Origin of the sequence: Alteromonas sp. KS69 (assembly GCF_003989595.1) — a bacterium.
GTDB classification, from domain to species: domain Bacteria; phylum Pseudomonadota; class Gammaproteobacteria; order Enterobacterales; family Alteromonadaceae; genus Alteromonas; species Alteromonas naphthalenivorans.
In genome coordinates, this window is record NZ_PYHU01000002.1 from 77743 (window position 1) to 104442 (window position 26700).

The following is a 26700-nucleotide window of genomic DNA, read 5'->3' on the forward strand; positions in this document are numbered from 1 at the left end:
TATGTAGGACTATATTCCTACTTTACTCAATATAATTGGATTTATATCCCACCTTTAGGTTTAGCTTGCGCGTTGGTCAAGGCGATGAAATGGATCCCTGAATGCCAAAGGTTGCGGATTACACTTTTATGCGCATAAAAATGTATAATTCCACACTTTTCTGCGCGTTAAAGTGTAGACTGAGTTATACTACAGGCAGTTAACAGTCTTAATTGGCGGGAAATGACAATGCAGCGCAACTTACTCAACGCCCTAATAGCATGGAAAAATCAACCGGTGCGCAAGCCATTATTGATCGATGGTGCAAGACAAACAGGTAAAACCTATCTGCTACAAGAGATATTTGGGAACACCTTTGCCAACATCCTTCGTATCGACTTCCTTGAAAACCCTGCTTACAAAGAAGCGTTCGATGGCTCTCTGTCACCTGACGAGCTAGTAATGAACATTGAGTTGTTAACCAACCAAGCGTTCAACCCAGAAACCGATCTGCTGATATTAGATGAAATTGGCGAATGTGAACGTGCCGTTACCTCACTAAAGTACTTTGCTGAAAAAGCACCGTCCTATTTTGTCGCTGCCAGCGGCTCGAATATTGGTTTGCTCAACACCTTCCCTGTGGGCAAGGTAGAACAATACAATTTACGACCACTGACCTTCCAAGAATTTATTTACGCATCCAACGAGCAAGCGCTGATCAAAGCGTTTGATAGTCAAGCAAGCACACCGGCAGTACACACCAAATTGATGGACAAACTCACTGACTACTTTTTTACTGGTGGTATGCCGGAAGCCGTTTCTGCTTGGTATCAGTATAAGGATTCAAGCATTCTAGAGCGTGTTGAAAAAGTCACAAAAATTCATGCCTATTTAGTGGAAGGTTATCGCCGCGATTTTGGTAAGTACGCGGGCAAGGTCGACGCCACACTGATTGAATCGGTATTTAATAGCATTCCAGCCCAGCTATCACTTGTCAGCGATGAGTCGGTTAAACGCTTTAAATTTAAGCATGTGCATGAACGTAAATCTCGTTATAGCGATTTTGAAACCGCGATCCATTGGCTTAACTGCTGCCGCTTAGCTTTGCCAAACTACCCTATTGAAGGATTGCCGAAATCTCCGTTAGCGGCCTATAAAAAAGAAAATATGGTGAAACTGTTTCTGTTTGATGTGGGCCTGCTTAATCATATGCTCGGCAGCAGTTATAAAGAAATTAAGCAACAAAACTATGATCTCTCTGTTTATAACTACAGAGGCTATGTGGCTGAAAACTTTGTGCAACAAGAGCTCACTGCCATTGGCGTTGACCCAAGCTATTCATGGAATGACGCCCGCGCCGAAATCGAATTTATTTTGGCGACCGATGAAGGCGATATCGTCCCTGTGGAGGTCAAAAGTGGTAAACGTACAAGAGCAAAATCGTTGGCATCCTACGTTGAAAAATGTACTCCAAGTAAAACCTTTAAGTTAACGGGTACACAAGGCTCATCCGCATTAGAGCAAACCAATATCGTGATGCCTTTGTATTTCACGCAGTATTTACCACAGAGATGGTAAAAGCGCGTTGCTTAGACCCCGAGGTCTACACAAAGTGACTTCATAGGTAACAATTTGTAGACCTTTGGTGGGCTTACAACCTTTCAACCAACCCTCAATCGGTTTTTTGCTAACGTCATTTGGCCAGCCTATCGCCTCATCGTTTAAAGCAAATCACTCAAGCGATTTAACAGTGCTTTACGGCTATTATTCGCCACAACAAAGCGCTTAAAACGTTGTTCAAACGCCGCTTCATCCGCTTTGAACTGATAGGCCTCAAACAGCTGATGCAGATAGCTTGATGCCGCATCGTAACCACTGGCGCAAGTGCGATCCGCTTGCTCTTGTGCTTGCTGCCAGTAGTGCTCATGTTGATTGTAGATATCCGTCAACGCTTTTTCTTTTTCCGCTTTTTCGATAGCTAATTTTTTTGCGAGTGCTGCGGCTTGCTCTTGCTGTAATTGACTTTGCGCTTGCTCAATGAAAGGAGAAATGACGGCGGAGGTTAACCAGTATTGATAGATCTCGTCTGTGTTGACAGGTTCTTTTCGCGTCAGCGCTAAGGCTTGGTGTCGGGTTAGCTGGCCTTGCTCAAACAGCGTGCGTAAAAGCGTGTCTTTCTCTGCTTGCGAGAGATTATGGAGCCACGAATCAAACTGAAATTGGGTTTGTTTGGCTAGGTGACTGGGTTGCTCCTTCAGCACCATGGCCAGAGCCTTAACTAATGCTAAGGGAATATCATACAGCGCTGCAAACGCCTGCTCCTCTTCACTGAAGTGCTCAAAATCGAATTGAATTAACGGCACTCGCTCAACGTCATCATTAAAATCAAACATTTTGAGCCACATAAAGTACACAAGGCGCCAATCCCCTTGCATTAACCCGCTGCGTAACCCAGCTAAATGCTGGAAAAAGTCGTCAGCATGCTCATCGTCAAAATACTCATCATACTCCTCAAGGGAAAAAATCAGCAACTGCCACTCATCGTTTTCGTGAATATGAAGTCCATCACTTGAAAAGCCAAGTAACGCATCTGGAAGCGTTCCTGCTGGTAGCTTGATGTATACATCGATTGAGCCCCAATCGGCATAGTAAAAACCGATATCAAAGTATTTTAACATCAGCTCAAAAGGCTCGGCCTTTAGATCACTGTAGGTGTAATACACCTGAAAGGACGTAGCGCTGATCTCGGCACGGCTTGAAATGGCCCTGAGTGCTTGACGTGCTTTAGCATCTAAATACCCATCCAGACGCTCAAATTTATAGTATTGATATTCGCTCACGATGACCTTGCTATCTATTTATTGTGAATTGAAAAGTTTGTTTTACTTTCATTGAAAAAGCGCTGCATTTTCTTGTTTGCGCTGCTCCAATGTCTTAGCAATCGCAGACACTGTTGTTTTACTGATCTCTAGCTGCGTCGCAAGATAAGCAAATTGGCTGATGGCTTCTGCGACTTCTTCAATGACTTGCCTTGCATCATGCCAACTCCCATAGCCCGCACTGGTCGCTAGTTTTTGCATCACCTTAAGCGGTGGCGCTTTACCATAACCTCCGAACACAGTGGCGTGTTCGTTGAATGGATGTGGGCTGTAAGTCACATCGTAAAAAGGGGCAGGATCCCATTGACCGTCATCCGCTTGCAAAAACGCCCAGTTTTTACTGTGGTCGTCTTGATTAGACGACAGCAGATTAAAAATGGCGCGGCGAAATTGCAGTTGTCCAGCCGCTGGCGATTTACACAACTGACGGCTGGCTTTAATTAAATCAATGTAATCTAAACTTGGCGTTCGAAAGTCTGCATCCATTAGCCCGCAAGCGCTGTGCATATGCAGGCGACCTGAACTGCGATTACTGCCTAAATCGGCCTGTTCAGTGACATAATCAAAACGCTTAAGCGCTAACCAGGCAGGCGCACCGCTGGTAGGTGGTGCTTCAATGAGTTGCCATTGCGGCGGTTGACACTTAGCAAGTTCTGCCATTTGTAAATAAACTGCCTCGCACAAACCTTCTTCATGCCCGAGCGCGAGATTTTTAGAAGTAAATTTAATCAGCCAAGCCTCATCTCCAAGCTGAGCGAAGGTTCGACAATACTGAGTTTCCCCAGCAGGCATATAAATTTGTGCCTTAGGCCTTGCCCCACCCGAACTACCTCCGGCGACTAATGCGGCCAACACCTGTTGAGTATGCCCATCTAACTCATCGTGATTATCATCCATATAATCTGACATCGAAGAATCGAACAGCGTTTGTGCTTCTAAGCCTAACGTCGCTAAATCAATATCCGCGTGCGTGGTGGCTGAAAACTCAGACACCGGAGAAAAAGACAATGCTCCCATGCCTTTATCACCGACAAAGGCCAGTCTATCCATCGCCGTTAATTGATTAGGTAGGATGCCCTTTTGCCGGAAAATACGATCTTGTAACAGCATGCCCCAGCCATCGGGTAAACAATCTCCAAATACGCCATGTACACCTTGGTGCGGCGCTTTAGGAGCGACTTGAACTTGCGCGTTCGCATGCAAGGTAAAAGGTGATAAGTTGCCAAACTGCTGCAAGTAGCTGTCTGCATACTGGAAAAAAACGCCTTGCCGATTCTGCGCCAAGACCCCTACTGCAACCTGCTCACCTGAACTTAAGGTGCGAGTCACGGCGAGTTTTTGAATGGGTTTAAAACTCATCTTTTAGCACCTCATCAATACTAGAGGGCATAGTGACCCGTTCTTTGCTAGGTTGTGTGAGTTGATAGAGCCTCTCTAGCGAATCAAGGGTCTGCCATAGCAACAGCAATTGGCGAAATGAAATTTGCCCGGTCAGCTCAAATTTCTTAATGGTGGCCGCAGGTACGCAGCTTCGCTCAGCAAGCGCCGCTCGTGACAGCTTTGCCTGCTTTCGTAACTCACGTAAATAAGCCGCATAGGCGTGGCTTACATCGGTATCATCAAGTAAGGTAAATTTCATCCGCAAAGGCCAAATGGATACAGTCATATCCATTATATCGAAATAAAACATAAAGTGGATATTATTGTATCCATTATTAAATAAAGTGTTGAAAAAATTACTCGATAAAGCCCTTCAAAACTGCTATGTTTTGCTCTAACAGCAGCATAAAAACGACACTGTTTTTCCATTGCTAACCACTAAGATTTAGTAAAAGCCATAGGCAAGTGGTGGGCAGTTTGGTGGGCAAACAGGCATTTTTGAACGGTTTCTTTTCGATAACTCATTGAGTTTGTTAGGGTCTAGACCGCTACTCAATGAGCAGATCCAGAATATTGAATAAAGCTCAGTAACCCTTAGTAAATCGAACAATAAACTTAGAAACCTCGCGATATCGCGAGGTTTTTTTAAGCTTTTACCATAAGTGCTTATCAGCGCCCTCCCTCAACCTATAGTTACAAATCAAAAGTGGTTATTTGAGCTATATATCTGTTGCTTTATATTTGAGTAAGCAGTGAATAAATCAGTCGTACTCAATAACAATAAATGCATCAGGGGCAGTGGATGTTTTCAATTCATGTAGAGCGGATTATCGACCAGCCAATAGACTTTGTTTTTGCCACGTTAAGTGACCATGCAAACTATGCACAATTTAAAGGCGTGGAAGCATCCAACCTTATTGTTGAAGGTAAGTTGGAACAAAATGGTCTTGGTGCTGTGCGAGAGATTATTGCGGGTGGGGCCAACTTGCATGAAGAAATAGTCGCTTACGATCCTCCCTATAAATTAGGCTATAAAGTGGTGAAGTCAAAACCGCTTCCTTATGATCACCAATTAGGTGAAATTACGTTGAAGAAAATCGACGGCAAAACCCATGCGACATGGCGCTCGGTAGGTCATATCACCGTTTTTGTTTTAGGTAGTTTATATTTCGATAAGCAAATTCAAAAAAATGGCGGCAAAGCCTTCGGCAGTATTCTTAAGCAGATTGGGAATATGCCACGCTAATTGATAACACTTCCATTCGCACTAGGCCGAGCTTGGATAGATAATTCATCTCCCCACTTCCGGCATAGTGCTTATGGCGTATTGTTGAAGAGCCAACGCGACACTAATGCGGCGGACACTGCGCTAACGCAATATCAGGCTTTGCCTTCAATCAAAAAGTGATTACTGATGGTGCCAGCTTGACGTGCCTTTAAATGGGGAAGATAAGCTGGGTCTGACATAAACGCTTTACCAGCATCTACAGATGGCCATTCGATAATAACCCGCGCCGCTTCTTTATTACCGCTACCTTCTACAAATTCGTAGTTAGTGCTATTAGCTAAATATACTCCACCGTGTTTCGACACTATGTCGCCCACGCTTTCCATATACGCTGGAACCCAACTCTCATCTTTAACGATTACATCCAATACTGAGTAAGCTTTCATCTGGCTATTTTCCTATTTAAGAAATATTTGTGCACCACGCTAAGGGGCGAACTGTGCATGCGCTGTTAGTAAAGGCTACTGGTAAAAAAATGATTAGCAGTATCTTCTACTCATTTAGGCGCTAGTGCTTAATGTTGGCTAAAGCATAGCAGTTCACCATAAATTGATAATTAGCCTAATCATTGAATGAGTTTATGGTGAAACAGGATAATCAACTTCGCTCTATTAATTACAGGTATTTCTTAAGGAAGTCTTGATGATACGGTAACGCCGATACCTGTTTATCTACCTGTTGTTTTAAGCCGGCTAGAAACCGCTCAAGTTCGGTTTCAGACATTTCATCGGCTACCCGATGATATTGCTCTGGCACCACGCCTTGCCCCATCATAACTTGTGTCCACGAATCGACGCGGAAGATATCCCCATCATCTAAAAACACTCTTCCAGTTTGTTTAAATAGGTTTATTTTGTGGGTGAGGGAAGGGGGAATATCCATGCTATTGCAATGTTCCCAGAATGGGCTGTCTTTTCGGTTGGTCACTTTATAGTGCATCACAATAAAATCGAGAATGGCTGCCATTTCACTGTTGTACTTATTATTGTATTCATCTACGGTCGATTGGGTTATTCCATCAAATGGAAACAAGCGCATTAAGCGTACAATACCGGTCATGATCAGGTGAATACTAGTAGACTCCAAAGGTTCGATAAAACCGCTGGCTAACCCTAATGCAACACAGTTTTTATTCCACCCTAACCGACGTTTACCTGGTGTAAATCTTATAATTCTTGGTTCATTTAACGTCTCGCCTTCTATGGCACTTAATAAGGTGTCTTTAGCTTCGTCGTCGCTCATATAATTGCTGCAGTAAACTAAACCATTACCCACTCGATTTTGAAGCGGAATTTTCCAGCGCCAGCCCGCAGTATGTGCCACACTTTTTGTATAAGGAATGGGCGCGCCCGTCGACGCGGTTTGTACTGCCAAAGCACTGTCGCAGGGAAGCCAATGGCTCCAGTTTTCATACCCGGTGTGAAGCGCCTTTTCTATTAAAAGTCCCTTAAATCCCGTGCAATCGATAAATAAGTCGCCAGCAATTTCTTTATCATCCGATAACTTTATACTTGTTATACACCCCGTTTGTGAGCGTTTACTTACATGCTGAATATCATCTTCAATATGCGTCACTCCCGCCTCTAATGCCAACCCTTTTAAAAAGCGACCGTAGGCCACGGCGTCAAAGTGATAGGCGAAGTTCATTGGCATGCGTTCGCCGTAGGCAAACTTACCCTCTTTCGCGGCTTTTAATTCGGTGCAGTAATCACCGAAGTCACCACCAAAACCCAGGTCTTTTGCTCGTAACCAAAAGTGATGAAATTCGCCTGCCCAGCACTCTCGACCTGTTACCCCAAATGAATGGATGTAACTGTGATTTTGCTCTCGCCAGTTTTCGAATTCTATGCCCAATTTGAAGGTGGCATTGGTGGCACGCATGAAGGCTTTTTCGTCTATACCGAGGAGCTTGTGGAACGTACGAATAGGGGGGATGGTCGCCTCGCCAACACCAACAATGCCGATATCTTTTGATTCTACCAGCGTAATGGAAAGGGATTTGCCGAGTAATTTTGAAAGCGCTGTCGCCGCCATCCAGCCAGCGGTGCCACCACCTGCAATCACGACACGCTTTACTGGGCTAGTTTTCGCTCCCGAAGTGTTTGAATTATCGGAATCCGATGACATCATGGCGAGGTCCTTCTTTCTTGTCGTTATCATTTGTTGTGGTTTCTTTCTCTACACAATGAGAAATGGCGGTGAGTAAATCGCGGTTAGTTGGCAATCCAGCAAGCAATTGGCGTTTGCCTTGTTGTAAGCTCTGTTTTACCGCGAAGGCTTTATTCACCATGTCGCTGTTTTTATCAAGCTGCCGGCCATTGGTGTGAAAACCCATTCCATACAAAATATACTGATAGCTTGCTGAGGGAAAGATCTCTTCGTTTTCAATAAGGTCGTAACGAGAGGGGGCTTGGTACTGCCATAAATCGAGTAAGGCGTTTAGCGAGTCTGGAATGCTGTTTTCGCTTCGCTGCGCCTTCCAATATGGCTCTGTTCTCTCGCTTAATACATAGTGTAGTTTTAAAAAGTCGATAACTCTTTCCCAGCGATAGGTAAAACGCTGATTGTAACGCGTGGCCACGTGGCTCATGTGTTTTCGGTTCTGCGGAAACTGATCGCACAGCATGCGAATACCCAATTCAACCATCGCAATTGCCGAGGCCTCTAACGGCTCGATAAAGCCTGATGACATACCCATACCAATACAGTTATTCACCCAAAACTGCTTTCGGTAGCCTGGGTCGAACTGTAAATGTCTATAGTTGAGGTTCTCTATCTCAGTTTTAGGCAACTGCTTCGCTAAGTGTTCGCGCAGTATAGATTCTGCATCTTCCTCACTCGCATACTCACTAGCATAAACTAGCCCCACACCACGGCGGTGTTGCAAGCCAATATCCCACGTCCATCCGCAGGTTTGGGCTGTGGCGATTGTCGTTGAAGCAATGGTATCGGCAGATGCCGACAAGTCGCTGCTGCCATAAGGCACCTGTACGGCCACGGCGCGGTTATTTAGCAGCACCGACGACACTGAATGCCATGGCACATGGTAATGTTTGTCGATTAATAGCCCTTGTTGACCGCTACAATCAATAAACAAGTCACCTTTTATCGTATCGCCGTTTTCAGTCACCAGCGACTCGATATCGCCATTATCTTGTGTAACCACGTTCGCAATATGCGCTTGCGTGTGCTTTACACCTAAGCTGGTTTTACAATGGTTTGTAAGCAGGGTCGCTAATGCGGAGGCGTCAAAATGATAGCCGTAATTGAGCACGTAGGCATATTCTGGTGTTGTGCTTTGCTTTGGTGCTAGCCCAGCATCGCAAATATCGGGTTGTAAGCAAAAGCTTTGCTCAAACGATTCGTTACTGAAAAACTGTTGCCAGCAACGGTGAATATCAAGTTCAGTATAGCCTGTGGGTGTCGTGAAAGGGTGTTGGTATTTGTCACCTTGATGGCCGTTGCGCCAACCAGCAAAAGTAGAGCCTTGTTTAAAGGATGCGTGACAGCAAGTAAGAAAATCCGCTTCCTTAATACCTATTTCTTGCAGTGTATCCCGTAAGGAAGGCCAAGAGCCTTCTCCCACGCCGATACTCGGCACATTAGGTGATTCCACCAGTGTAATGTGTATGGCGCTTTCTTCACGAATGTGTTGTGCGTGGTTTGGGTTGTTGCTATTGGTATTTGTTCTGTTGCTTATTCTTTTACCCAGCCTAGCGGCTAATACTCCAGCGCACAGCCAACCAGCGGTTCCACCGCCCACAATGACTACATGCTTAATAGGTTGGTTCGACACTGTTTACCCTTTTCATTTTGTGTAGGGGGTTTGTTTCTTTATTACTAAGCGTTGTGTTTAATTTAGTATTTTATTTAGGATCCACTATGACAAAAAAGCCCATTGAGGTGCAACGCATTCCACCCCAATAGGCCATATATCATCTAAGCGTACGCTTTATTTAAAAGGTGTAACGAGCACCCAATGCGTAACGTGCGCCTAATTCATCTAGTTGCCATAGCATTGCGCTAGTTCTTCCGTGTCGACGAATATTTTCATCGGTAATGTTTATCCCTTCAAACGATACCGTTAATGCGTCAGACACCTCATACGACATACTAAAATCAATTTGTGAGTATGCTTCGGTATAACCTGGCTCATTCACATATTGAGACGTCGTATCTAGGAACTTATCACGCCAGTTATAGGCAATACGCGCTTGAAGTGCATCCATTTCATACATAAATATCAGGTTAGCGGTATCACTTAAGCCGACTAGCGCAAACTGCGTAATACTTGGGTTGGCGTTGTTATCAAACCCGATATCACCTGTAACCGTTGTATAGTTCGCTTGAATACCAAAACCGGTATCGCCGAAGAAGTGCTGGGCAGCCAGCTCAAATCCGTAAATATTGGCGTTTTTGTTATTCACTGGCTTCGAATTGATGAAAGTCATCAATGGATCGTCACCATTTGGAATAATGTCGTATGCCGCTTCGAACTGTTCGTCGGTCATAGAGTCGTAATCGACACCATTTTCCATTGCAGCGACCATGTTAAATAACGAGGTATCGCTGATAGGAATGCCGCGGGCTTCAAGTTCGTCCATAGCTGCTTGTGCACGAGGACCTGCCGTAGCGTCCGTCAACCCAAATATGTTCTCTTCAACTTGTTCGTTACCAATAAAGTTTTTAACCCGTTTATCGTAAAAACCTACTGATACGTAGCTGGTTTCATCAAAGTAGTATTCTAGCGATAAATCTACGTTGTCTGATTCAAGCGGTATAAGAGCAGGGTTACCTGAGCTTGCCGTAGCCGTTGGGCCATCACTAAGAAGGGTAGGGCTACTTGGCGTACCAACAGTAGAAGCCGCACTTAAGTTGTTGTAAGTCGGTCTAGCTATGGTTTTGCTATAGGAGAAACGCGCAATCACATTTTCCATCACTTCGATATCGAAATCTAACGCAGGAAGGAAATGGTCATAGCTTGAATCAACTTCAACATCTTCCATGTCGCTACCGAAACGAACGTTAAAGTCGTTGTTTCCTTCCCATGCGATACCGCTAGGTAAGCTGATATTTGCAATAGAAGTGACATCCGTATTTTCGTAACGAATACCGGTCAATAAGTTATATTCCATACCATTGAGTTCACCGGATAAATCGAGTTCAAAATAAACCGATGTAATATCTTCTTCAATAGTCCGGTTAGTGGCAAATGGGTTGTTGGCAAGTAAATCGAAACCATACTCTTGGGCAGCGAAGGCACCAATTTCAGCCACGCTACCGGTAAACCCTTGCGAAAACATACCTGTGGTATTGAAGTCGCTGAATTCACTGGCTAAATCGAGAGGGGTTAATGAACCTGCTGGCAATTCACCTGGATTTTCAATACCCCAGTTACCCATGGTATGACGAGTAAGTGATTGTAGCGACGTACTTTCCATAGCACGAGATTCAATACCGAAGTTAATACTTCCGGTATCCATAGCATAGCTACCGTCAATACGAGCTTGGGTAATTTCTGTTTCTTGTGAAGCAAAGTTCATATCAAGAATTGATGTACCCACATCGTCTTGGTCAAGTACGCCGTTTCCATTTAGATTCGTACGAGAAACATCGTCGAAATCTAGCATCATGATAGGGAAGTCGCCGGAGAAATCGACACCTTGACCGCGAGCAACGTTCGCACCAAGTCCAAGGTTTGTCCATGTACCGTAAGGTGAATCTGGTCGACCTTCTGCAGTAGAATTATGCAAGTCGAAATGCAGCGTTAAATCATCGGTAGCAAAGTATTTAACGTTAAAACCTACTGATTTATTTTCGTTAACCTGATTAAGCTCTTGTATCGCTAAGCCCAAGTCACGAGGCAATAAATCTCTACGCTCTTGCGTAATCAGCACGGGAGTTTTAACCGTATTGTCATCGAAGGTTAGGTTGGTAAAGTAACGGTCGTCCATCCAAATCGACTGCTCTGCACGAGCTTCGTATAAGTCTTGTTTTGAATACGTGTAGTCTAGGGTAGCCACGAGATCATCACTTGGCGCATACTGAAAAGTAAGCTGGGCGTTGGTACGCTCACGCTCTCTGTCCGCCATGTAGTAACGTAAATCTGAAGGGATACCAAATAATTGCCCCATTGCTGGTGCATTATTTAGAACGATAGGATCACCACTATCTGGATTAGCCGGATCTGGAGATTGTGGTACCGTGCCATTAAACGGATTTACTCGCCATTCATTAACGAATGCGCCTTGTGCGGCACTATCACGTTGCTGGTAGGACCCAGTAAAGGTCACCCCAAATACTCTGTCGTCGTTTAAGTAGTTAATAAACCCAGACAGCTCTGGCGTGACATCGTCACCCACGCGATTTGTCGTGTCATGCAGTGCTTTCGCACCGACACTCGCCATGATGCCAGTTTCAGACGCATCGAATGGTCTTGCAGTACGAATATTAACTGAGGCACCAATACCACCAGTAGCTATACTTGCGCGACCGGTTTTATAAACCTCTACAGCACGGACACTTTCAGATGCTAAATCAGAAAAGTTAAATGCACGAGAATTACCAACACTACCGCCATTAGGTAACGCAGCGCCTGGCATCGTTCTGCCATTTAACGTCACCATGTTGAAATCGGGGCCGAAACCACGCGCCGTAATTTGGCTACCTTCACCGTTATTTCGGCTTATCGATATACCGGTAATACGTTGAAGGGATTCTGCTAAGTTTGTATCAGGAAACTTACCAATGTCTTCAGCGGAAATAGCATCAACAACACCCGCTGAATCGCGCTTAATGCCCATCGATTCTTGAACACTGCTTCGAATCCCAGATACTTGAATGACTTCTATATTGTCATTTTCGCTAGCTTCCTGTGCTTGTACTGGGAACATCAGGCCTGTTCCCAATATTAAAGACAGACTAGTAGCGATTTTAGATTTGTATAGCTTGTTATGTGTCACTGTCTTTCTCTCTTATGTTGTGCTGAGTAATGAGCGCTTCCCAAGAAAGGGCTTTCTCAGGTTTACCAACGAAACACCCGCAAGAGAAAGCGCTTTCTCAAAACTAAGTCATCCTAGACTAAAGATCAACATTTTTTTCACACAAACTTCACAACGAAAAATAAGCTTAATATTAGATAACTGTTCTTATTTATATTTATTATTATAAATCAAAAACTTGAATTATACCCTCAAGTGAAATCTGTGAACATCAACCAGCCAAATGTAAACAGGGAATCTGTAACGTAAAGATAAAATATAACAACTTTACAAAGAAAGCGCTTTCTCAAAATGTTGTGTTCATGCTATAAACAAAATAGGTGAAGTCATCCGTAGCGTTTATTTTTCACGCATTCAAACTTTCACCTCGCTACATTACCGAGAATTGTAATAGGACCCTAAGAAATGATGAAAGACATCGAGCTACCCAAAACAAGCCCCATGTTAGATAAAGAATTTACCTTTGGAACAGCGACTTCTTCTTTTCAAATAGAGGGAGATGCTGAAAATCGAATGGAAAGTATTTGGGATGTTTTTTGTCGCACGCCTGGGGCAGTAGCTGATAATTCTGATGGCGTGGTAGCTTGTGAACATATTCTTAGGTGGCGCGATGATGTTGAAATGCTCAAACAACTTGGCGTAGATGCGTATCGTTTTTCTATATCTTGGCCTCGAGTGATGACTCAGGATGGCGAATTAAATAAAAAAGGCGTTTCTTTTTATATTCAATTACTTGATGTGCTAATTGAAGCGAATATAAAACCGTTCGTCACCCTTTACCATTGGGATTTACCACAGTATTTAGAGGCAAAAGGCGGATGGCTGTATCGTCAAACCGCTTACGATTTCGCAAACTATGCTGATAAAATTACCACAGCCCTTGGCGATCGAGTTTATTCTTATGCCACTTTCAACGAACCCTTTTGTTCTGCATATTTAGGCTATGAAATTGGTGTTCATGCGCCTGGCCGAAAAGGAAGAAAGTTCGGTCGAGCTGCCGCCCATCACATTTTACTTGCCCACGGACTAGGTATGCAGGTACTAAGAAAAAATGCGCCTCATGCTTTGAACGGTATCGTGTTGAATTTTACCCCGTGCTATAGCGCATCAGATTCTGAAGCCGATAAGCTCGCCACAGAAATGGCAGATCAATATATAAATCAATGGTATATGCAACCTGTGATGGAAGGGAGTTATCCCTATGTTATCGAGGCATTAGCAGATAGTGACAAGCCTCCCATCGAATCAGGTGACATGGAAATTATTTGTCAGCCTTTAGATTTTCTTGGCATTAACTTCTATACCCGTCTTCATTACTATGCTCCACATAAAGCAGAAGATCTCTTTCACGAGCACGCCCACCAAGCCCCCATGACGGATATTGGTTGGGAAATTTACCCTGAAGCTTTACGTGAACTGCTCGTTTCTTTGGATGAGCGTTATAAACTTCCACCTGTATACATTACCGAGAACGGGGCTGCCATGGCAGATGTAGTCCAAGATGGTATGGTAGACGACGAAGATAGAATAGACTATTACACTGGCCACCTAAACGCGGTTAATGAAGCGATGGAATCAGGCGTAAAAGTGAGTGGTTACTTCGCGTGGAGCCTCATGGATAACTTTGAATGGGCCGAGGGCTATGAAAAGCGGTTCGGTCTTGTCTATGTCGATTTCGAAACCCAAGAACGTACTTTTAAAAATAGTGCGAAGGCTTACCAACGTTTATTAGCTAGTCGTAAATAACAAATATAAAAGGAATACGCTGTGAATCATTCGTTGAGTGTGCGGGAAAAGATTGGTTATGGGTTGGGCGATGCAGCGGCTAATCTAGTCTGGCGAGGCGCCCTTGCATACTTGGCGGTGTTTTACACAGATACCTTTGGGTTAACTGCTGCGGCCGCTGCCATGCTTTTTTTGGTGGTACGTCTTACGGATGGCGTTACTGACATCATCATGGGAATGATTGCCGATAGAACGCAAACTAAACTCGGTAAATTTCGACCCTGGATATTAGGCTCTACCCCTTTTTTAGGCTTATTCATGGTGCTGTGTTTCACCACACCTGATTTTTCTTATACGAATAAGCTCATCTATGCCTACCTAACCTACATAGGGCTAACCTTAGCTTACACGGTTAATAACGTACCCTATTCAGCGCTAATGGGCGTGATGACAAGCGACGACCGAGAGCGAACCAGTTTATCCGGCTTTCGATTTGCTGGAGCTTTTATGGGAGGACTGCTCGTCATGGGGTGCTTACCTATGCTAGTTGCGTTCTTCGGTGAAGGTAATACTGCAAAGGGTTATCAATATGCCATGTACCTTTTTGCTACTCTCTTAGTCGCATTGATGTTCACGACTGTGGCCACCACCAAGGAGAGGGTTCCAGTAGCGCAAAACGACGGAGCAAGCTTACTTCAAGAACTAAAAGACTTGTCTCGTCAGCTACCGTTAATTCTGTTCCCGCTGTCGGCCATTACTGCCTTTTTCTATTATAGAAATTGGCCAAGTGGCATCGCTTTCGTTGTGGTCATTTCGATAACATCCATCTTTATTAAGCGCCTTGTAAATCGACCTGAAGCGAGCAATAGTCGTTCACAACAAGACATCATTGATTTACTTACCAATAAACCCTGGGTCATTTTGCTAGGCATGGGCTTCCTTACTATGATGTTTAACGGCATAAAGTACGGTGTCATTGCCTATTACTTTAAGTACTACATTGGTGATGAATTGCTCACCGGATATTATTTTATTGCCTTATTGGTGGTATCGATATTAGGCGCATTGGCCACGTCAGCATTATCGCGTTTTATGGGCAGGAAAAAGCTATTTATTCTCTCGTTATTGGCTAGCAGCGCACTTACATGTGCAATTTACTTTGTGCCACTAGGTTCTGTTACGGGCATATTTGTATTGGGATGTAGTGCGGAGTTTTTCGCTGCGATCATGCCAACCTTATTCTTTTCCATGCTTGGCGACTCTGCAGATTATAACGAATGGCGTACAGGCCGAAGAGCGACAGGCTTAGTTTATTCAGCAGGCTCTTTTGTACAGAAAACCGGTGGAGGCTTTGCAGGTGCTCTCGTTCTGTTGGTACTAGGAAGTTATGGTTATGACGGCATGCAAGTCGATTCCATTTCGCAAACCTTACCGGGCATGCAGGCATTGATGAGCTGGATACCTGCCTGCTTTGGTATAGCAGGCGCACTCCTAATTATGCTTTATCCGCTCACCGATGCGCGCCAACAAGAAGTAACAGAGACTTTACTTAAGCGACGTAGCGCAACTGCCTGAATAACGGCATAATGCGCAGTATATAATGCGAACACCGTATTGATGGGCATTGGAAAACTAAGTTAGGGGAAGTAATACGTGGCAACAATCTATGAAGTAGCTGATAAGGCAGGGGTCTCGTTGTCGACGGTATCTCGGGTATTGAACGGTAAAACTACTGTAAATCCCGCCTTAAAAGCCAAGGTAGAAGAAGCCATGTTAGCGCTAAACTATCGCCCCAACTCCATTGCTCGTTCACTGGCCACCAGCCGCTCAGATAGTGTAGGTATTCTCGTTTCAGAGTTAAACTCACCATTTTTTGGTGACTTGATGCAAGCAGTAGAGTTGACGCTGAGAGCCGCTGATAAGCACGTCATTATTACAGTAGGGCACAATAACTTAGAAACCGAACAAGACGCGGTCGAATTTCTAATTGGTCGTAATTGCGATGCTATTATCATGCATGCTGAAGCCATGAGTGATGAGTATTTAAAAACGCTGAATTCATCTCGCCTCCCAATTTCTTTGGTAAACCGCCAAGTTGATGGTGTGGGAGAAGGATGTATTGTGTTAGACAATGAAAAAGGCGGCTATTTAGCCACGCAGCACCTTATTAGCTTAGGCCATAAGAATATTGCTTATATATCAGGGCCTTCTGATAAGTGCGATGCCAATCAACGACTGGCAGGTCATAAGCGCGCGCTTAAAGAAGCAGGGATAGCCTTTACCCCGAATTTAGTCTTTGAAGGAAGCTACACCGAAGAAGACGGTAAAGCAGGTTTGTTAGAGTTACTTTCAGGCGACTCGCCTTTTTCAGCACTGGTATGTGCTAATGATTGGATGGCCTCAGGGGCGATGAGCTGTGCCAGAGATTTAGGAATGAACCTGCCACAAGATTTGTCTATCGTGGGTTTTGATGATGCCGTTTTTGCGCACCATGTATTCCCACGCCTAACCACGGTTAGCAACCCTATCTCAGACATGGCTGCTATGTCAGCACGTCATATTTTAAATGTAGTTTATGGCTACAAAGATGAAGTGCAAACCTTGTTTCAACCTTCATTGATAATACGAGAATCGACTATGGCGTATGAGGCCTAAGTTATTGCTATAACTCCTTATAAGTACTCCCTTTAAAGGGCGCATAAGTACACTTAAGCAATGCGTAAACAGCTCTATGGCGCAGTTTCAATTTAAGATAAACTGATTTGTACTGTTTCATGTGAAACCTTTTCGTCCTTCGGAGCGACACATATATGCGTTTAACTATTACCGCCATCTTATTACTCAGTTGCGTGAATACTGTTGCTGCTGAGGTGTTGACCTCAACAACACAGCCGCATAGTGATACCAAAGTTCAGCCATTGCTAGAAGACGAGATAAAAGTAAACAAGGTGCTCGATTCACTACACCAATTTGCCTCCGATGCAAACTTCGACAGCTACTTTTCACTGTATAGCGACAATGCTATTTTCATTGGTACAGATGCTAGCGAGGTATGGACAATGAGTGCCTTTAAAGCTTATGCACAACCTCACTTTTCGAAAGGACGTGGATGGACATATACCCCCCATTCAAGACATATATATTTTTCAAATAACCGCGATGTGGCGTGGTTCGATGAACTTCTAGATAACGATAGCTTAGGAGTGACACGTGGAACCGGTGTATTGATATTAGAGAACCATAAGTGGAAAGTAAGCCAATATCACTTAACCATTCCCGTTCCAAATGCGCTTGCCGATAGCGTTGCAGAGCAAATTAAATCGCATAGAAAAAAGGGCCAATAAAGGCCCTTTCTTATTAGTTAGCAGCGAACGTTATGACTGAGTTAGCGGCTGAATCTCTAACTCCACACGACGGTTCATCGATCTATTTGCCGCAGTGTCATTTGGCACTTTAGGCTGATATTCACCCATACCTACTGTGGTAATGCGAGTAGAATTAACGCTGTAATTCAATAATACATTTCTAACCGCACCCGCACGGCGCTCAGATAAACCTTGGTTATATTGCTCTGACCCTGTGTCATCAGTATGACCTTTTATCATCAGTACTGTCTTTTCATAGTTATTCACTACTTTGGCAACATCTTGAAGTACGGGGTTAAAGTTAGGGCTGATAGAAGAACTATCGGTAGCAAATGTTATATCGCCAGGCATGATCAAACGTAAATTGTCGCCTTCTCGAACTACTTGAACGCCGGTATCAGATAATTCACTTCGAAGCGCTTCTTCTTGCTTGTCCATGTATCCACCAATCGCGCCACCCGCAATGGCACCAACTGCCGCACCCCACGCGTAGCGACTTTTGTCATTATCTCCCGTCGCCTTACCTAACAACGCGCCCATGACAGCACCAATAGCTGCACCTTTCTGCGAGTTCGATGGATCGTTAGCACAGCCAGCAACGGCTAAAGATGCCGCAATTAAAGTAATTCCTATTTTCTTTTTCATAACATCCTCGGTACGTCGTTATCAACTTTTCAAGTGATGGCGAGCTTACGCCTACTTTTAAACTTTACAGTTACATGCTCGCGTCACTGCTATCTTTACTGTTACTAATTTATCGTCTCAATCTATTGTCCAATACGTATTGAGCGAAATTTGTCGAGCACTAATTATTAACTAACTATTAAGTAGTACAGCAATATGCATTCCACATTCATTAACTGGCATGAGTGTAACCAATAAAAGAAAATCGTTAAGGGCATTATAGAGGAAGTTAACTGAACGTAAGCTAAATGGCAGCTTATAGTGCAAGCCTTGAAGTGCCTTCCTACGATACGTAATATTTCGATAGGCGGGTGATAACAAACTTATTACGCACGCCGCGTTTGAATAATGTTCGGATGTATAATGTGAAGGTGTTTGTAAAGGGTACAGACAAACGCAACGTTCTTACTTAGTCGCGTTTTTACGACAGTGTGTGTTTAGCGTTCTGCTCAACTCGTACAGAACATATCCATTGGAATATGTTTTAGTGCTTACCCGATAGAGACCGAGCGTTCGAAAAAGGCGTTCACGTCAATTTTATAATCGGAAGCAATAGCCGCTTTTGACACCTTAACGTTTTTTTCTGATGCTAAATCGATATCTTTTGGCTCAAGAAAATGTGCATTTCGAACAGAATAAAATACCTTAACTTTAGGCGCTAATGGCGAGTCAGTTTGTTCAATAACCATGGCAAGTCGTTCATTCGACAATAGGACTAGGCTTCCTACCGGATAGATACCCATACATTTTATAAATTGTTGTACCAATGGTAAATCTAATCGTGACGGCGCATCGCTTAGCAATATAGAAAACGCTTTTTGGCTCGACATACCAGATTTATACACTCTATCTGCAGTTAAGGCATCGTACATATCCGCAATAGCTAACATGCGGCCTTCACGGCTGATGTTTTCACCTTTAGTGCCCATAGGGTACCCTAAACCATCTAAGCGCTCGTGATGCTCACTGATAGTTCTAATTAAGGTTTTGTCTAAGTCGGTTTCATTTAAATAATCTACCCCGTGTTTAACATGCCCTTTCATGATGTCCATTTCATCGTCAGTTAAACGGCCAGGCTTATGCAGAATTTCATCCGGTATTTGAATTTTACCCAAGTCATGTAGAAAACCTGAATATGAGAGATCTTGAACTTCGCTTTCAGACATTCCTAAATGACGACCAAAGTTAGCCAGTAATATAGCAACATTTAAAGAATGTTCTAAGAGGTAGTCATCTTTTTCACGAATTTTCGTCAGACACAATAATGCATCGGGGTTACGGTCTACTGAAGACACCAACTTCGCTGAAAATTCTTTAGGAATACTGCTATCAAAAGGCTGTGCTTTTTTAACACTGCTAAGTAACTGCTTTTGAATTCGCTTGCCTTGAACGTGCAACTTGGTTGCGCGGGTCAATTCGCTTTCAAGGCTTGCCTTAGGTGCTTTCTCTGCAACCTTTTTGCTTACCGGCGCTTCCTTGTTAGGTTCAGGTTCACCTGAAGATACGCTAAACGCTTTATCAGTATCAACAACAAGGGTTAACACGCCCTTTTTTTTAAGGGCATCAGCAATCGCCTGCGAGGTAACTCGTCCTTGGCTTTTAACTGAAAGTTGACCTTTCTGCTCCAGGATTTGATGAACAAACATGCCTGGTTTCAAGTCTTTTATTGTAATTTTCTTAAGCATTATGAGTGAGATACCACTTTAAAAACGCCACGCCAACTGGTGATAAATTATGCCAAACACGAGTACATATTCCTACTGGTCTAGTTCGGCCAATAAAGTATACAAACTAGGTTTCCAACCATAAATTTTCATATTCACTCTATGGTTTCTAACTACGACCCCTTCTGATACCAGCAAAGAACGCTGCTCTTCTGCTAGCTCAGATCCTGCCGGAAATGCTATTTTTCCATCAGCTCTTATAACTCGATGCCATCGAGTAGTAACATCAGAGCCTTTTAAGCACTTTCCTACAAGTCTAGCTTTACCCGGCAAACCTGCAAGGTCTGCTAACTGCCCATAGCTGATTACGTAACCACTTGGTACAATTGAAAGCGTTTTTAGTATTTTGGATTGTATCGCTACATCAACCATAACGTATATTATCCATTCTAACTATTTTTAACTGTTTAAGGACTGGGGTTTATACAAAACACGACTATGAGATCTAAATGTGAAAAGTGCAATTACCCTACAAGCACCTGTATTTGTGAAGCAATTTCATCGGTTATAGTACCAATTAAGGTTATTATAATTCAACACGTTAAGGAATCTGCCAATGCTAAGAATACAGCAAGATTAATTAAGCTTTGCGCTAACGATGTAGAGATAATTCCCACTGATAGTATTAGCGAAATGGCTACATTAGCTTCACGATGTAACGTCCAATCAACAGCACTTTTATACCCTAGTGATAACAGTATCGCCCTTGAGTCACAGCGGGAACACATTGCTTCATCACTACAAACACTATTGGTGATAGATGGTAGCTGGAAGCAAGCTTACGCTGTATTGCAACAATTCCCTTGGTTGTCGTCTATACCGAGCTTCCATTTCGAGCACGCCCCCTCTACACAATATAGAATACGGCATACTCGAATTCGTGCAGGGTTATCAACCCTTGAAGCAACGGCCTATACCTTAAACACACTATATAATATTGATACTCAGCCTTTCATTAAGTTACAAGAGGCTATGCAAGAGAATTGGGGAGGGCCCAAAGCCCACCAGCGAGAGACCTAATCACTAGGCCTCCATTGGAATAAACCCTTTTTGATCTTTAATTAGTGTTATCCAATTTCTTATCGCGGGGTAAGCCGCTAGATCGAAGCCTCCCTCGTGTGCAACATGGGTATAAGCAAATAATGAGATGTCTGCCAGCGAAATTTGGTTACCTAGCAAAAATGGGGTTTGACTAAGTTGTTTATCCATCACTTCAAGCGCTCTGTAGCCTCCAGCTTGCTTCGCCTCATATTCTGCTTTTCTGTCCTCAGGTAAGCCAAGATAAAGATTGATATAGCGCGCAACCGCAATATAGGGTTCGTGACTGTATTGCTCGAAAAATTGCCATTGTAATAAAGTGGCAAAAGTAAAAGGAGAGGTGGGAATAAACGCAGAGCCCGAAGCTAAATAATGCATGATGGCATTGGACTCAGACAACACACGTCCATCATCCAGCTCTAGAATAGGAATTTTACTGTTAGGGGACTTTGCTAGAAACGTATCTGTTCGACACTCTCCTTTAAGAATATCGACATCAATCCACTCACATGCCTTCCCAAGTAATGCCAGTAAAAGCTGTAATTTATAGCAATTACCTGAGCGTTTATCGCCGTAAATCAGCATGTCACTCTCCTAATGAAATTTGCTTATTCTATAAGCTACCCTTAGTAGAAGGATTCTACAAATAGAAAGGCAAGCCAAGAGGCGGGTAAAGGCATCATGCACATAAGTAATCTAAGCTTTTGGGGTTTGCTTAAAACTCTACGTAAGGTTTCTTTATTGGTTTCTATCGACTCTATTTCTTTGCTGAGCGATGACTTTACGGCGCTATTTGCTTGCTGACGAATTAACTGTGTAATTTCGCTTTCATAATCTTTCATCACTATATTTGCCACTGTGCGCATTCGTTTCGCCACTATAATCATGGGTAGAAACAAATACGCTGAAATAAAAATGGCATAGACAGTAAGAACAACAATATCGAAGAATGGAACTGGCTTGTTGATCCAAAAAATCGGCGTTAGCGCAAACCCTGAGACCGCTATTAAGGTATTCGACAGCGCCATATTAAAAATCTCTCGCAGCAAGTACAGTTCTTTTACAGCGTCAGAATGTTCCGTTGATGCGAGCTTCTGTAAATAATGAGTGTTACTGAAGACTTGTAAAATAAAGAGCGTTAACAATAACCAAAAAGGGATTGATGTGAGTGCAATAACAAGCACTTCTGGCTCATCTATTCGTGTCACTAAGCCTTCGGATAATAAATACGCAATAGGCATGATCACCCCAATAGAGGTTGACCACATTAAATGTCTAGCGAACTGCCTTCCTAACAGACTGCGATGATGATTAAACTGACTAAGTTTTTCTAAGCTTACTAATGCTGCAATTAATGTACTTGCCGCATTCTTATGAACATTTCTTATCGTAAGCCAAAAAAACCCAGAAAGCAGCGTGGTGCCTAGCGCAGTATTAAAATCTCGCTGATGATTTGCGTCTAGAACAGGCCACGTTAATGACCCAGTCCAATTATGTATAAGTAGGAGGATCAAAACTAAAAAGAGTGGGTACGCCCATACACTTACTACATTGCGGTTACTCTCGTAAGCACTGAACTTCATCGTATTTTTTAATCGCTAGTTATAATAATAGGAAAGTGACACATACGCGTTTACTAAACGCCGAACTAGGAATTATACGGATATCAGAAGTACAAACCAAATTTAAAAAGTACTTAAATATCGCCTTTTAATTTTAGGCGTAAATCTGAAAATTTAAATTAGCGTTTCGACCATTGAAACTAAACCCCACGAAACAGGAATCAAAACAACTGCCACTATAGTTTTTAGTTTATCACTATTTTTAAAAGCTTCACTTGGGGCTCGGGCCATTCTTGACGGCCTATTTTTATCAATATGATTGCTCTGTTCACTGTGGCCTTCGTTTAAGGCTCGAGTCTTCTGCTGTTTTAAGATAGCTTTGAATTTTAACAAGGGCGTAAACGTATATGCCACTATTAGCAGTGACAGACTCACCACCGCTACCACCTCTAAAGATGATACGACTACATTGAACCAAAATATAGGCAGAACGGTTAATAGGCCTAAGGCAATAGTGGCATTGGTCAGAGAAAGCTTGGTTATTACACTAAAAGACGCCCAGTAGTCTGAAGGTTTATTGGTTCCTGGAAGCACCTCCTTTAGCAGGTAGGTCACATTGGATCTGACTTGAAATAGAAATAAGGAAGTAAGAAGGCTAAAAGTAACGAATGATGCGATGTATGAAATGCTTTTAATATTATAGCCTTCGTCACTAATATCCCCTAAAAATGCTAGTACAACCATAGACATACATGAAATTATTACTGAGTTTACAACTTGATGATGAAAGACCTTGGTTAGCCTTTGTCTATGTACTGAAAACTGACCTAACTGATTTTTTTTAACCAACAACGAAATTAAACTGCTTGCTACGTTTTGGTGAATATAACGAAATCCAAACCAGAAATATCCAATAAATAATGAAATACTTACTGCAGAATTAAAACTGCGCTGAGCAGAAATATCGCCAGAATTCGGCCAGTAAAAAGCGCCCGAATACATATTCAATAGCGGTATCGCTAATAAAATTAAGAGAGGAAATAAGCCAATAAACTGTTGTGGTTTATTGGTTGGAGGAGCTATCTTCATAAAACCATCGTATCTACTAACGAGAGAATACAGACAGACTGCTATTGTAATACTACGAATTAGCCACAATCTGCGTAGACAATCATTATATTCAGCAATCCTTATGTTAATCGATTGACGTATTTATTTACACTGTTTATCTATCTATTCAAATAAAAAAACCCGCCAAAAGGCGGGTTTTTATAAACAGCTATTAGATTACTTGCGTAACTTCTGAATAAGGCGAAGTTGTGCGATAGCTTCAGACAACTCTTGAGCTGCTTCTGCGTAATCAAAGTCTGCGCCTGGGTTGGCGATGTGCTCTTGTGCACGTCGTTTGGCTTCTTCTGCTGCTTGCTCATCTAGATCTTCTACACGAACCGCAGTATCAGCCAGTACGGTGACGTTACCAGGCTGTACTTCTAGTACACCACCTGCAACGTAAATAACTTCTTCTTCACCGAACTGCTTAACCAAACGCACCATACCAGGTTTAATAGCAGAGATAAGTGGCGCGTGACCTGGGTGTATACCTAGTTCACCTTCGCTACCTGTCACTTGAATCGTTTCAACAAGACCAGAAAAAATTTCTTTTTCTGCGCTTACTACGTCCAAATGTACTGTCATTGCTGCCATAGAACCTCCTGATTAGGTACGTTAGCACATTAATAGGCTGACAGGGTCAGCCACATAATTATGCTTTATTGGCTTTCTCTTGCGCTTCTTCGATAGAACCAACCATGTAGAAGGCTTGTTCTGGTAGAGAGTCATACTCACCTTCCAGGATACCTTTAAAGCCACTGATAGTGTCTTTAAGCGATACATATTTACCTGGAGAGCCAGTGAATACTTCTGCTACGAAGAAAGGCTGAGAAAGGAAGCGCTGAATTTTACGAGCACGTGATACCACTTGCTTGTCTTCTTCAGACAACTCGTCCATACCTAGGATGGCAATGATGTCTTTCAACTCTTTATAACGCTGAAGTACAGTTTGTACGCCACGTGCTACGTCATAGTGCTCTTGACCAATAACTAATGGGTCAAGCTGACGTGAAGTTGAATCTAGTGGGTCTACCGCAGGGTAGATACCAAGAGACGCGATATCACGAGAAAGTACAACTGTTGCGTCTAAGTGAGCAAAGGTTGTTGCCGGAGATGGATCCGTCAAGTCATCCGCAGGTACGTATACCGCTTGGATTGAAGTGATTGAACCTGTCTTCGTTGACGTAATACGTTCTTGAAGTACACCCATCTCTTCTGCAAGCGTAGGCTGATAACCTACTGCAGACGGCATACGACCTAGAAGTGCTGATACTTCAGTACCTGCTAGGGTATAACGATAGATGTTATCTACGAAGAATAGTACGTCACGACCTTCGTCACGGAACTTCTCAGCCATAGTAAGACCTGTCAAAGCAACACGTAAACGGTTACCAGGAGGCTCATTCATTTGGCCGTAAACCAACGATACTTTATCAAGTACGTTAGAGTCGTTCATTTCATGATAGAAATCGTTACCTTCACGAGTACGCTCACCAACACCGGCGAATACAGAGAAACCACTGTGTTCGATTGCGATGTTACGGATAAGCTCCATCATGTTTACTGTTTTACCTACACCAGCACCACCGAATAGACCAACTTTACCACCCTTAGCGAATGGGCAAACCAAGTCGATTACTTTGATACCAGTTTCTAGTAATTCTACTGAGCTAGACTGATCTTCGTAGCTAGGCGCTGCACGGTGAATAGACATACGGTCTTCTTCGCCAATTGGGCCTGCTTCGTCGATTGGGTTACCCAATACGTCCATGATACGGCCAAGAGTAGCTGTACCCACTGGAACCATAATAGGGTTTTCAGTGTTCTCTACAGCCAAACCGCGCTGTAAGCCATCAGTAGAACCTAGGGCGATAGAGCGAACTACACCGCCACCTAATTGTTGTTGCACTTCTAGGGTTAACCCAGACAAGCCACCTTCGGTAACTCGTAGTGCGTCATAAACTCTTGGTACCGCAGTTTGTGGAAACTCAATGTCCACAACGGCGCCAATGATTTGGACGACCTTACCTTGACTCATAATTTGTCCTCGTTATCTTTTAGAAACCTTTGCCTACACCGCTGCGGCACCGCTCACAATCTCACTAATTTCTTGTGTGATTGCAGCTTGACGCGCTTTGTTATATATCAGTTGCAACTCATCAATTAAGTCGCCAGCGTTGTCGGTTGCTGCCTTCATGGCAACCATTCGCGCAGCTTGTTCTGACGCCGCGTTTTCTACAACACCCTGATACACCTGAGACTCAATGTAACGTACCATCAATGCTTCCAAAATTTCTTTTGGATCTGGTTCGTAAATGTAGTCCCAACGATGCTTATATTCTTCGTCTTCAGACTTTGGCAAAGGCAATAACTGATTGATCACAGGGCTCTGTGTCATGGTGTTTACGAAGTCATTAAATACCAAGAAAACTCGGTCTAATTTGCCTTCGTCGTAAGCTTTAAGCATTACACGTACAACACCTACTACATCGCTCGCAGACGGCTTATCACCCAATCCAGATTCAGCGGCAAGCAAAGTGCCACCAAAACGGTTGAAGAAAGAGCACGCTTTTGAACCTAATGCAGCGAAGTCCACTTCTACACCTTGGTCACGCCATTTTTTGACGTCCTGAGTGACAAGCTTAAATTCATTACTGTTTAAGCCACCACACAAGCCTCGGTCAGTGGAAATCACAATGTAGCCGACGCGCTTAACTTCACGCTCTTCCAAATAAGGATGGCGGAACTCAAGGTTACCGTTAGCAATGTGACCAATCACTTTTAGCATGTTTTGCGCATATGGACGGCCAGAGGCCATACGTTCTTGCGCCCGTTTCATTTTGGACGCAGCAACCATTTCCATTGCACTGGTAATCTTTTGAGTATTTTTGATACTCCCAATCTTACCTTTTATTTCTTTACCGCTGGCCATGACTATTTCTCCGATTACTCAACGTGAAGCCGA

The 26700-nt window shown here is 43.3% G+C and carries 23 protein-coding genes; 7 read left to right on the forward strand and 16 right to left on the reverse strand.

Annotation, left to right across the window (positions count from 1 at the left end):
• Positions 1–228 precede the first annotated feature (228 nt).
• On the forward strand, positions 229–1557 hold the full coding sequence (locus C7Y69_RS01100) for an ATP-binding protein (protein ID WP_013786791.1): 1329 nt from the start codon (positions 229–231) through the stop codon (positions 1555–1557).
• Between the two features lie 143 nt (positions 1558–1700).
• Here the strand turns inward: C7Y69_RS01100 and C7Y69_RS01105 are convergent, their stop codons facing one another.
• Genes C7Y69_RS01105 through C7Y69_RS01115 form a run of 3 tightly spaced genes read right to left on the reverse strand, consistent with a single transcriptional unit; the run spans position 1701 to position 4497 of the window.
• Positions 1701–2819: a hypothetical protein gene (locus tag C7Y69_RS01105; RefSeq protein WP_013786792.1), complete on the reverse strand. Its 1119-nt coding sequence runs from the start codon at positions 2817–2819 to the stop codon at positions 1701–1703.
• 48 nt (positions 2820–2867) lie between these two features.
• A complete protein-coding gene (locus C7Y69_RS01110; protein ID WP_013786793.1) occupies positions 2868–4217 on the reverse strand; it encodes a type II toxin-antitoxin system HipA family toxin in 1350 nt (449 codons plus the stop codon).
• The gene (locus C7Y69_RS01115) at positions 4207–4497 is read right to left on the reverse strand and encodes a helix-turn-helix domain-containing protein (protein ID WP_000673265.1); all 291 of its coding nucleotides are present in this window, start codon (positions 4495–4497) and stop codon (positions 4207–4209) included. The genes C7Y69_RS01110 and C7Y69_RS01115 overlap by 11 nt, the downstream gene beginning before the upstream one ends.
• Positions 4498–5040: 543 nt before the next feature.
• Between C7Y69_RS01115 and C7Y69_RS01120 the strand changes: the two genes are divergently transcribed.
• Positions 5041–5484, forward strand: a complete 444-nt coding sequence (locus C7Y69_RS01120; RefSeq protein WP_013786794.1) for an SRPBCC family protein — start codon at positions 5041–5043, stop codon at positions 5482–5484.
• Between the two features lie 134 nt (positions 5485–5618).
• On the opposite strand, the gene C7Y69_RS01125 is transcribed toward C7Y69_RS01120, so the two are convergent.
• The 4 genes from C7Y69_RS01125 to C7Y69_RS01140 all read right to left on the reverse strand — a co-directional run bounded on the left by C7Y69_RS01125 (position 5619) and on the right by C7Y69_RS01140 (position 12419).
• A complete protein-coding gene (locus C7Y69_RS01125; RefSeq protein WP_013786795.1) occupies positions 5619–5912 on the reverse strand; it encodes a DUF1330 domain-containing protein in 294 nt (97 codons plus the stop codon).
• Positions 5913–6141: 229 nt separating this feature from the next.
• The gene (locus C7Y69_RS01130) at positions 6142–7656 is read right to left on the reverse strand and encodes a tryptophan halogenase family protein (RefSeq protein WP_126871532.1); all 1515 of its coding nucleotides are present in this window, start codon (positions 7654–7656) and stop codon (positions 6142–6144) included.
• On the reverse strand, positions 7634–9322 hold the full coding sequence (locus C7Y69_RS01135; protein ID WP_126871533.1) for a tryptophan halogenase family protein: 1689 nt from the start codon (positions 9320–9322) through the stop codon (positions 7634–7636). Before C7Y69_RS01135 ends, C7Y69_RS01130 begins: the two co-directional genes overlap by 23 nt.
• 160 nt (positions 9323–9482) lie before the next feature.
• Complete coding sequence (locus tag C7Y69_RS01140) at positions 9483–12419, reverse strand: TonB-dependent receptor (protein ID WP_409513411.1); 2937 nt, start codon at positions 12417–12419, stop codon at positions 9483–9485.
• A gap of 516 nt (positions 12420–12935) precedes the next feature.
• Between C7Y69_RS01140 and C7Y69_RS01145 the strand changes: the two genes are divergently transcribed.
• The 4 genes from C7Y69_RS01145 (at position 12936) to C7Y69_RS01160 (ending at position 17596) form a co-directional block, all read left to right on the forward strand.
• Positions 12936–14273 (forward strand): GH1 family beta-glucosidase, encoded by a 1338-nt coding sequence (locus C7Y69_RS01145; protein ID WP_126871566.1) that lies wholly within the window; start codon positions 12936–12938, stop codon positions 14271–14273.
• Positions 14274–14294: 21 nt separating this feature from the next.
• Positions 14295–15827 (forward strand): MFS transporter, encoded by a 1533-nt coding sequence (locus C7Y69_RS01150; protein WP_126871535.1) that lies wholly within the window; start codon positions 14295–14297, stop codon positions 15825–15827.
• 78 nt (positions 15828–15905) lie between these two features.
• Entirely contained in the window at positions 15906–16907 is a 1002-nt protein-coding gene (locus tag C7Y69_RS01155) for a LacI family DNA-binding transcriptional regulator (protein WP_126871536.1), read from the forward strand.
• A gap of 155 nt (positions 16908–17062) precedes the next feature.
• Positions 17063–17596: a nuclear transport factor 2 family protein gene (locus C7Y69_RS01160; protein ID WP_013786801.1), complete on the forward strand. Its 534-nt coding sequence runs from the start codon at positions 17063–17065 to the stop codon at positions 17594–17596.
• Positions 17597–17626: 30 nt separating this feature from the next.
• Here the strand turns inward: C7Y69_RS01160 and C7Y69_RS01165 are convergent, their stop codons facing one another.
• The 3 genes from C7Y69_RS01165 to C7Y69_RS01175 form a co-directional block, all read right to left on the reverse strand.
• Positions 17627–18262, reverse strand: coding sequence for an OmpA family protein (locus tag C7Y69_RS01165; protein ID WP_126871537.1), 636 nt, complete (start codon positions 18260–18262; stop codon positions 17627–17629).
• 530 nt (positions 18263–18792) lie between these two features.
• On the reverse strand, positions 18793–19986 hold the full coding sequence (locus C7Y69_RS01170; RefSeq protein WP_126871538.1) for an HD-GYP domain-containing protein: 1194 nt from the start codon (positions 19984–19986) through the stop codon (positions 18793–18795).
• 72 nt (positions 19987–20058) lie between these two features.
• The gene (locus C7Y69_RS01175) at positions 20059–20397 is read right to left on the reverse strand and encodes an MGMT family protein (RefSeq protein WP_013786804.1); all 339 of its coding nucleotides are present in this window, start codon (positions 20395–20397) and stop codon (positions 20059–20061) included.
• 66 nt (positions 20398–20463) lie between these two features.
• Between C7Y69_RS01175 and C7Y69_RS01180 the strand changes: the two genes are divergently transcribed.
• Positions 20464–21045 carry a DTW domain-containing protein gene (locus tag C7Y69_RS01180; RefSeq protein ID WP_013786805.1) on the forward strand — a complete coding sequence of 194 codons (582 nt, stop codon included), beginning with the start codon at positions 20464–20466 and terminating at the stop codon, positions 21043–21045.
• Between the two features lie 3 nt (positions 21046–21048).
• Here C7Y69_RS01180 and C7Y69_RS01185 read toward each other — a convergent pair whose 3' ends face one another.
• The 6 genes from C7Y69_RS01185 to atpG form a co-directional block, all read right to left on the reverse strand.
• A complete protein-coding gene (locus C7Y69_RS01185; protein WP_126871539.1) occupies positions 21049–21648 on the reverse strand; it encodes a glutathione S-transferase family protein in 600 nt (199 codons plus the stop codon).
• A 41-nt stretch (positions 21649–21689) separates the two neighbouring features.
• A complete protein-coding gene (locus C7Y69_RS01190; RefSeq protein ID WP_013786807.1) occupies positions 21690–22646 on the reverse strand; it encodes a hypothetical protein in 957 nt (318 codons plus the stop codon).
• Positions 22647–22799: 153 nt separating this feature from the next.
• Positions 22800–23714: a hypothetical protein gene (locus tag C7Y69_RS01195; protein ID WP_126871540.1), complete on the reverse strand. Its 915-nt coding sequence runs from the start codon at positions 23712–23714 to the stop codon at positions 22800–22802.
• A 198-nt stretch (positions 23715–23912) separates the two neighbouring features.
• The gene (locus C7Y69_RS01200) at positions 23913–24329 is read right to left on the reverse strand and encodes a F0F1 ATP synthase subunit epsilon (protein WP_013786809.1); all 417 of its coding nucleotides are present in this window, start codon (positions 24327–24329) and stop codon (positions 23913–23915) included.
• 58 nt (positions 24330–24387) lie between these two features.
• On the reverse strand, positions 24388–25773 hold the full coding sequence (atpD, locus tag C7Y69_RS01205; RefSeq protein WP_013786810.1) for a F0F1 ATP synthase subunit beta: 1386 nt from the start codon (positions 25771–25773) through the stop codon (positions 24388–24390).
• A gap of 33 nt (positions 25774–25806) precedes the next feature.
• Positions 25807–26667 (reverse strand): F0F1 ATP synthase subunit gamma, encoded by an 861-nt coding sequence (gene atpG, locus C7Y69_RS01210; protein WP_013786811.1) that lies wholly within the window; start codon positions 26665–26667, stop codon positions 25807–25809.
• Between the last annotated feature and the right edge of the window lie 33 nt (positions 26668–26700).

Excerpts from the sequence above, each read along its gene's own strand:
- C7Y69_RS01110 (WP_013786793.1), bottom strand. The coding sequence starts at position 4,217 with ATGAGTTTTAAACCCATTCAAAAACTCGCCGTGACTCGCACCTTAAGT.
- C7Y69_RS01180 (WP_013786805.1), top strand. The coding sequence starts at position 20,464 with ATGAGATCTAAATGTGAAAAGTGCAATTACCCTACAAGCACCTGTATT.
- C7Y69_RS01115 (WP_000673265.1), bottom strand. The coding sequence starts at position 4,497 with ATGAAATTTACCTTACTTGATGATACCGATGTAAGCCACGCCTATGCG.
- C7Y69_RS01165 (WP_126871537.1), bottom strand. The coding sequence starts at position 18,262 with ATGAAAAAGAAAATAGGAATTACTTTAATTGCGGCATCTTTAGCCGTT.
- C7Y69_RS01195 (WP_126871540.1), bottom strand. The coding sequence starts at position 23,714 with ATGAAGATAGCTCCTCCAACCAATAAACCACAACAGTTTATTGGCTTA.
- C7Y69_RS01175 (WP_013786804.1), bottom strand. The coding sequence starts at position 20,397 with ATGGTTGATGTAGCGATACAATCCAAAATACTAAAAACGCTTTCAATT.
- C7Y69_RS01200 (WP_013786809.1), bottom strand. The coding sequence starts at position 24,329 with ATGGCAGCAATGACAGTACATTTGGACGTAGTAAGCGCAGAAAAAGAA.
- C7Y69_RS01140 (WP_409513411.1), bottom strand. The coding sequence starts at position 12,419 with ATGTTCCCAGTACAAGCACAGGAAGCTAGCGAAAATGACAATATAGAA.
- C7Y69_RS01100 (WP_013786791.1), top strand. The coding sequence starts at position 229 with ATGCAGCGCAACTTACTCAACGCCCTAATAGCATGGAAAAATCAACCG.
- C7Y69_RS01130 (WP_126871532.1), bottom strand. The coding sequence starts at position 7,656 with ATGATGTCATCGGATTCCGATAATTCAAACACTTCGGGAGCGAAAACT.
- C7Y69_RS01190 (WP_013786807.1), bottom strand. The coding sequence starts at position 22,646 with ATGAAGTTCAGTGCTTACGAGAGTAACCGCAATGTAGTAAGTGTATGG.
- atpD (WP_013786810.1), bottom strand. The coding sequence starts at position 25,773 with ATGAGTCAAGGTAAGGTCGTCCAAATCATTGGCGCCGTTGTGGACATT.
- C7Y69_RS01170 (WP_126871538.1), bottom strand. The coding sequence starts at position 19,986 with ATGCTTAAGAAAATTACAATAAAAGACTTGAAACCAGGCATGTTTGTT.
- C7Y69_RS01145 (WP_126871566.1), top strand. The coding sequence starts at position 12,936 with ATGAAAGACATCGAGCTACCCAAAACAAGCCCCATGTTAGATAAAGAA.
- C7Y69_RS01120 (WP_013786794.1), top strand. The coding sequence starts at position 5,041 with ATGTTTTCAATTCATGTAGAGCGGATTATCGACCAGCCAATAGACTTT.
- C7Y69_RS01185 (WP_126871539.1), bottom strand. The coding sequence starts at position 21,648 with ATGCTGATTTACGGCGATAAACGCTCAGGTAATTGCTATAAATTACAG.
- C7Y69_RS01160 (WP_013786801.1), top strand. The coding sequence starts at position 17,063 with ATGCGTTTAACTATTACCGCCATCTTATTACTCAGTTGCGTGAATACT.
- C7Y69_RS01125 (WP_013786795.1), bottom strand. The coding sequence starts at position 5,912 with ATGAAAGCTTACTCAGTATTGGATGTAATCGTTAAAGATGAGAGTTGG.
- atpG (WP_013786811.1), bottom strand. The coding sequence starts at position 26,667 with ATGGCCAGCGGTAAAGAAATAAAAGGTAAGATTGGGAGTATCAAAAAT.